This window comes from Vicinamibacteria bacterium, from assembly GCA_035620555.1.
Classification (GTDB): Bacteria; Acidobacteriota; Vicinamibacteria; order Marinacidobacterales; family SMYC01; genus DASPGQ01.
On record DASPGQ010000393.1, the window covers coordinates 1 to 5175 of the forward strand.

Annotated in this window: 7 protein-coding genes; 1 reads left to right on the forward strand and 6 read right to left on the reverse strand. The window is 62.2% G+C overall.

The window, feature by feature from the left end:
- From VEK15_15975 to VEK15_15985, 3 genes are all read right to left on the reverse strand, one after another.
- On the reverse strand, positions 1-833 hold an 833-nt coding region (locus VEK15_15975), incomplete at its 3' end, for a glycosyltransferase family 9 protein (GenBank protein ID HXV62199.1).
- 54 nt (positions 834-887) lie between these two features.
- Positions 888-1298, reverse strand: a complete 411-nt coding sequence (locus VEK15_15980; protein ID HXV62200.1) for a type II toxin-antitoxin system death-on-curing family toxin — start codon at positions 1296-1298, stop codon at positions 888-890.
- Positions 1295-1519 (reverse strand): AbrB/MazE/SpoVT family DNA-binding domain-containing protein, encoded by a 225-nt coding sequence (locus VEK15_15985; protein HXV62201.1) that lies wholly within the window; start codon positions 1517-1519, stop codon positions 1295-1297. Before VEK15_15985 ends, VEK15_15980 begins: the two co-directional genes overlap by 4 nt.
- Positions 1520-1563: 44 nt before the next feature.
- Between VEK15_15985 and VEK15_15990 the strand changes: the two genes are divergently transcribed.
- Positions 1564-2103 (forward strand): carbonic anhydrase, encoded by a 540-nt coding sequence (locus VEK15_15990; GenBank protein HXV62202.1) that lies wholly within the window; start codon positions 1564-1566, stop codon positions 2101-2103.
- An 11-nt stretch (positions 2104-2114) separates the two neighbouring features.
- Here the strand turns inward: VEK15_15990 and VEK15_15995 are convergent, their stop codons facing one another.
- The 3 genes from VEK15_15995 to VEK15_16005 form a co-directional block, all read right to left on the reverse strand.
- Positions 2115-2324, reverse strand: a complete 210-nt coding sequence (locus tag VEK15_15995) for a DUF6290 family protein (protein ID HXV62203.1) — start codon at positions 2322-2324, stop codon at positions 2115-2117.
- A gap of 70 nt (positions 2325-2394) precedes the next feature.
- Positions 2395-4854 carry an ABC transporter permease gene (locus VEK15_16000; protein HXV62204.1) on the reverse strand — a complete coding sequence of 820 codons (2460 nt, stop codon included), beginning with the start codon at positions 4852-4854 and terminating at the stop codon, positions 2395-2397.
- Between the two features lie 123 nt (positions 4855-4977).
- A partial coding sequence (locus VEK15_16005) for a hypothetical protein (GenBank protein ID HXV62205.1) occupies positions 4978-5175 on the reverse strand: 198 nt, incomplete at its 5' end.

Genomic DNA, 5175 nt, shown 5'->3' on the forward strand with positions numbered 1-5175 from the left:
ACCACGAGGGGCGTCGCCACGGCTGCGGCGAGGTGGGCCGGGCCCGAATCTACGGAAACGAAGAGATCGAGCCTCGAAATCAGTGCCGCGAGCTCACAGACCGACGTTCGACCGGCGAGGTTCGCGAAAGAAACTCCCGAAAGCCGGGAGGTCACCCGCACGACGTCCCTGCGATCCTCGCTCGATCCCGTGAACACGAGGCTCGACCCCTGACGGGACAGAGTCTGGCAGAGCTCGACGAAGTGTGCGAGCGGCCAGCCCTTGAGCCGCTCGCTTTGCCGTCGCTTCTTGCAGCGGGGACCATAGCCCATGTGGATCCCCACGATGGGCCTCGGAAGTCCCACGATGAGCCCCTCCGCTCGTCGCTCGTCTTCCTCGGACCAATGGGCTTCCATATCGAGATCGGCGCCGATGGACTCGAGGCCCGCGGCTTTCAGATTGTTCACGATGGCGTGGGCTTTCGCGTCGAACGGGGTTTCTCGAAAGCTTTCGATGGACTCGATACCGGCACGCTCGAGAAGTCTTCGGTAATGATCCCGGCGCTCGAGGAGTATCGCCCGAGTGTAGGCGCGAGCCCGGAGCTTTCTCGCAAGCTTTTGCTTTTCGGGCGAGAGAAGGTAGGGGAGATTACGATACCGAAGAGGCAGGACCTCGGCAACGCGAGTGTTACGCTCCAGGAGCGGAGCCGCGGAAGCGGCGCAGAGAACGTCGATCGGCCGCTGGGGTGAGCCCTCGTGCAAAGCGCGCAGCAGCGGCGTCGTCATCAACGTATCGCCTAGCGCCCCGGCCCGGACGACGAGAACCCGCTCCTGCTCGCTCACCGAGACTGACACCGGGCATTCTAGCTCATTCGATTGGGAGGGCCCTTGAGCGCGATGCGACATAGGTCAATCATGACTTCGTTCGACCAAGCGCTCTCTTATCCAGTCGACCAGCTCCTGTTCGGAAAATTCTCCGCCAGCCAGCCGCAGGAAAGTTCGGTACTTGTCCTCTCTCGTGGCCGAGATGTCGTGTCCGTTCAACCTGAGAAAGAGACGGCCTACGACGTACGCCGTACGCTTGTTTCCGTCGACGAATGGATGGTTTCGCATGATACCCGACGCATAAGCCGCCGCCAGGACGGCCAGGTCCGGAACCTGATTCGAGTAAGCTAGGAGATTCCGAGGCCGCGCCAAAGCCGAGCTGAGCAATCCCGCGTCTCGAACCCCCGCACTTCCGCCGTGCTCTGCAAGCTGCCTGGAATGGATTGCCTCAACGACGTCCTCTCGGATCCAGATCGGCCTCCCTTCGGACGTCATTCAGCCAGTTTTTTCAAGACGTCTCGGTCCTCGCGCATTATGCTTTCGGCGTCATCCATCTGAGCGGCAAAATCGGGATCATAGGGAGTTAGCTCGAAACCGTTCGGCGTTTCGACAACGTAGAGCCGGTCGCCCTTGTCGACGTGAAGACGTTGTAGGATCTCCTTGGGCAAAACGATTCCCGTGGAATTTCCGACTGTGGTCAGCTTCACCGTTCCCATTAAGAATTCTCCGGCGTTATTATAACATATGTTATAACCTTACCATGCACTTCGAAGAGATCCTCGAACGGAACCGGCGCTTTGTGGCGGGGCGCGCGCCTCATCCGTTGCCTCCCCCGAGTCCAGCCGCTCTCATCGTGGTCTCGTGTTTCGATCCCCGGCTGGATGGGTTAATGGCGCCTGCCCTGGGCCTCGAGGGAGAGAAGGTCCTCTGGTTTCGGACCGCCGGCGCGTTCGTGCCAAGAGAAAGTACGACGATTCGCTCCCTCCTCGTGAAAATCTTCTTGTTCGAGGTGCGAGCTATCGTAGTGGTGGGCCATAGCTCGTGCCGAATGGCGTCTTTCGACGCGGAGAGCTTCATCGCGTCGTTTCGAGAGCGAGGTGTCGATCGGGACGCGTTCGGTCCGGGGGACCTCCGTGATTGGGCGGGTGCGATCGGAAGCCCTCGCCAGGGGGTGGAGCTCACCGTAGAGAACATCCTCTCTCATCCCGCGCGTCCAGCGGACCTCGTGGTGAACGGCGCGGTGCTCGACGACACCCGTGGTGTGCTTGAACCGGTCGTTCGAGCTCCCGATGTGAAGTAGAGAAGCCGTAGTCAACGGCGGTCGAGAATACGCCGATACACTTCCCACTCGACCCACGGACCGCGTCGGCGCTCTTCGATCAAGGTGAGATCTTCCGCATCTTCCAACCACTGTGCGATCGCCTCTTGAACGACCGCCCGTGCTTCGAGACCATGCTCTTCGCAATAGCGATCGAGCAGCTTTTTCAGGTCTTCGTCGATACGGTTCGTAATCGTATCCATGCCGGAACGATCGCTGAGGTCGAATGCATTTGCAAGTTTTTGCCGTCGCGCCCTGGAGTCGGAGCGCAGCTCATTCGACCCGGAGGGCCCTGATCGGATCGATGCGACTGGCTCGCCGAGCGGGCAGGTAGGCGGACAGAAGCGCCACCACCAAGAGCACGACGGGCATGACCGTGAAAGCCACCAGATCGACGGGCTCGACCGCGAAGAGCAAGCTGGAAAGCGCCGGGGCGATCGCGAGCGATGCCGCGAGGCCAAGCACCCCACCGAGCACGACGAGACGCATCCCCGAGCCCATGAGCATTCCCACCACGTCCCGGCTTTCGGCACCGAGCGAGATCCGAATGCCGACTTCTCGAAGGCGTTGAGCCACCGCGTAGCTGACGACGCCGTAGAGGCCCATCGAAGCAAGAGCCAGGGCGAGCACCGCGAAGCTGCCGAGCACGAGTGCGGACAACCTCGCCGGAAGCTTAACGATCGCGAGGTGTCGTTCGAGTGTTTTCGCCTCCCAGAGGAGGAGGCTTTCATCCAGCTTCCGGGCGGCCGCCATCATGTCGGTGGCGGTTCGGTTCGGATCGACGTCGGTCTTGGCGATGAGCGTGAGGAACGAGGTGTAGGACTGACTCAAAGGGAGGTAGACGAAAGCTCGGGGCGCCTCCCCGATCGAGCGAATCTTGGCATTGCTGGCGATGCCGATGACCTCCAAATCTCCCTCACCTTCCGTTCGGTGAACGACAGCCCCGATGGGATCCCTATCCGGCCAAAACTTCTCAACCATCGCCTCGTTGATGACCGCAACCCGCCGCGCGTCACCGCGGTCGCGCTCGTCGAAGTTTCGCCCGCGCAGGATGCGCACTCCGGAAGCCTCGAAGAATCCAGGAGTAACCGTGGCCCGATCGAGGATGTGCGCGTCGCGGCCCGGTGGCGGCTCGACTCCGTCCACGTTGACGTTGATGTTCTGGATGCTGAGCTGGTTCAGGTGCAGATTGCTGGTGGCGCCCACGGCCGAGACACCCGGAAGCGAGCGGAACTCACGCTCCAGCCGCTCGAAGAAGAGAAGCCCTTCCTCGTCCGATTCGTAGCGGGACGAGAGCCCTATCGACACCACGGCGGCCGGGTCGCGGCCAAAGCCGGGATCGGTCGTTTGGATACGCTGCAGACTTCTGAGGAACAGCCCGGCGCCGACGAGCAGAACGAGCGAAGTCGCCACCTGTGCCACCACGAGCACGTTTCTCATGCCAAACTTACCGCTTCTGCCCACCCCTGCGGTCTCGTCTTTGATTACGGCCGCGACGTCGGGACGAGTCGCCTGCACCGCGGGAACGAGTCCGAGCAACAGGCCGGCGGCAATGGATACCAGAAGTGTGAACCCGAGCACGGTCGCGTCGAGCCGTGGATCGATCGTGATTGGAAGAGGGAGTGGCAAATCCGCGCTCAGGAGCAGCTTGAGAAGCATGGCGCCAACGGCCACTCCCAGGACGCCACCGAGCAGGGAAAGTAGCGTGGTCTCCGTCAAAAGCTGCCCCACGAGGTCCCGCCGTCCCGCGCCCAGGGCGAGCCGCAACGCGATCTCCTTGCGTCGATCGAGGGCGCGGGCCAGGAGGAAGCTCGCCAGATTGATACAAGCGATGAGCAGCACGAGCCCCACCACGACCATCAGGAGCCATGCGGCGGCATGAATGAAGCGGTCGACCGGAGGGAAGAGAACGACTTCCTCACTCGGAACGATCACGAACGCCCCCTGGGGGTCCCAGTCTTCCGGCGCGGTTTCCCCGATGCGGGCGGCGGCGGAGTCCGCGGCGGCCCGGGCCTCGACGAGGGTCACGCTCGATAGTCGCCGCGCCCGCACGAACAAAGAGTGGTTCCCCCGATTCCGGAGCTCGTCACCTTGCCCGCCCTGGATGTCGTTGACCATCATCCGGGGCACGAACACCGACGGAACCAGGCCGCGCAGGTGACCCGGGTACGCCTCGGGAGCGACACCGATGATCGTATAAGGCCGGCTTCCCATGCGAAGTGTCTGGCCCAAGACCTCGGGATCGCCGCCCCAGGCGCTCTGCCAATAGCCGTAGCCGAGCACGACGACGGGATGTGCGTCCGGCGCCACGTCGTCCTGGGGCGAGATCGTCCGCCCGACGGCAGCTTCGACGCCAAGCATCTCGAAGTAGTTGCCCGTGACGACTTCGGCGGGAAGTACCTCGATCCGTTCGCCCCGCTCGACCCGCGCCAAGGCGAGTTTCATGGCGGAGACCTGCGAAAAGACGTGGCTGGTGCTCTCCACGAACTCATCGTAATCGGGATAGGACAACACCCCGTACTCGAAATCCGGCGTCGAGTAATAGACCTCGACGAGCTCCTCGGGGTTATCGAGCGGGATCTCTCTAAGCAGTATCGCGTTGACGAGGCTGAAGATAGCCGTGTTTGCCCCGATTCCCAGCGCCAGCGAGACGAGGGCTACCGCCGTGAAAGCAGGCCGGGTAGCGAGACTCCGGCAAGCGTACCGAACGTGACTCCAGAGCGAATGGATCATAGCTCGACCTCTCCCTGGCTACGGTGCGACGGCGACAAAAGTTCGAAGCACGATTAGCCCGAGGCGCGCTCACGTTGTGAAGATCCTGACGGACCGGAGTTTGTGGCGAAGAATCCCTTCCGCCTAGCTGATGATCTCGGCGAAGTCGATGATTCTCTTCCTCAGAGCGAAGAGCACCGTGTCGAGCGCGCTCTCCTTCGAATAGCCGAAGCGGCGGTTCAGGTTGAGGAGGATCTCTTCCGCATACTTTCGCAGCTTCTCGTCGAAGGCATCATACTTCTGGGGGTTCATGCGCTTCTGAAAGACGGCGTCGCGCAAGGC

Coding starts and splice junctions, on each gene's coding strand:
- VEK15_15980 (HXV62200.1), bottom strand. CDS start 1,298: ATGACGTCCGAAGGGAGGCCGATCTGGATCCGAGAGGACGTCGTTGAG.
- VEK15_15985 (HXV62201.1), bottom strand. CDS start 1,519: ATGGGAACGGTGAAGCTGACCACAGTCGGAAATTCCACGGGAATCGTT.
- VEK15_15990 (HXV62202.1), top strand. CDS start 1,564: ATGCACTTCGAAGAGATCCTCGAACGGAACCGGCGCTTTGTGGCGGGG.
- VEK15_15995 (HXV62203.1), bottom strand. CDS start 2,324: ATGGATACGATTACGAACCGTATCGACGAAGACCTGAAAAAGCTGCTC.
- VEK15_16000 (HXV62204.1), bottom strand. CDS start 4,854: ATGATCCATTCGCTCTGGAGTCACGTTCGGTACGCTTGCCGGAGTCTC.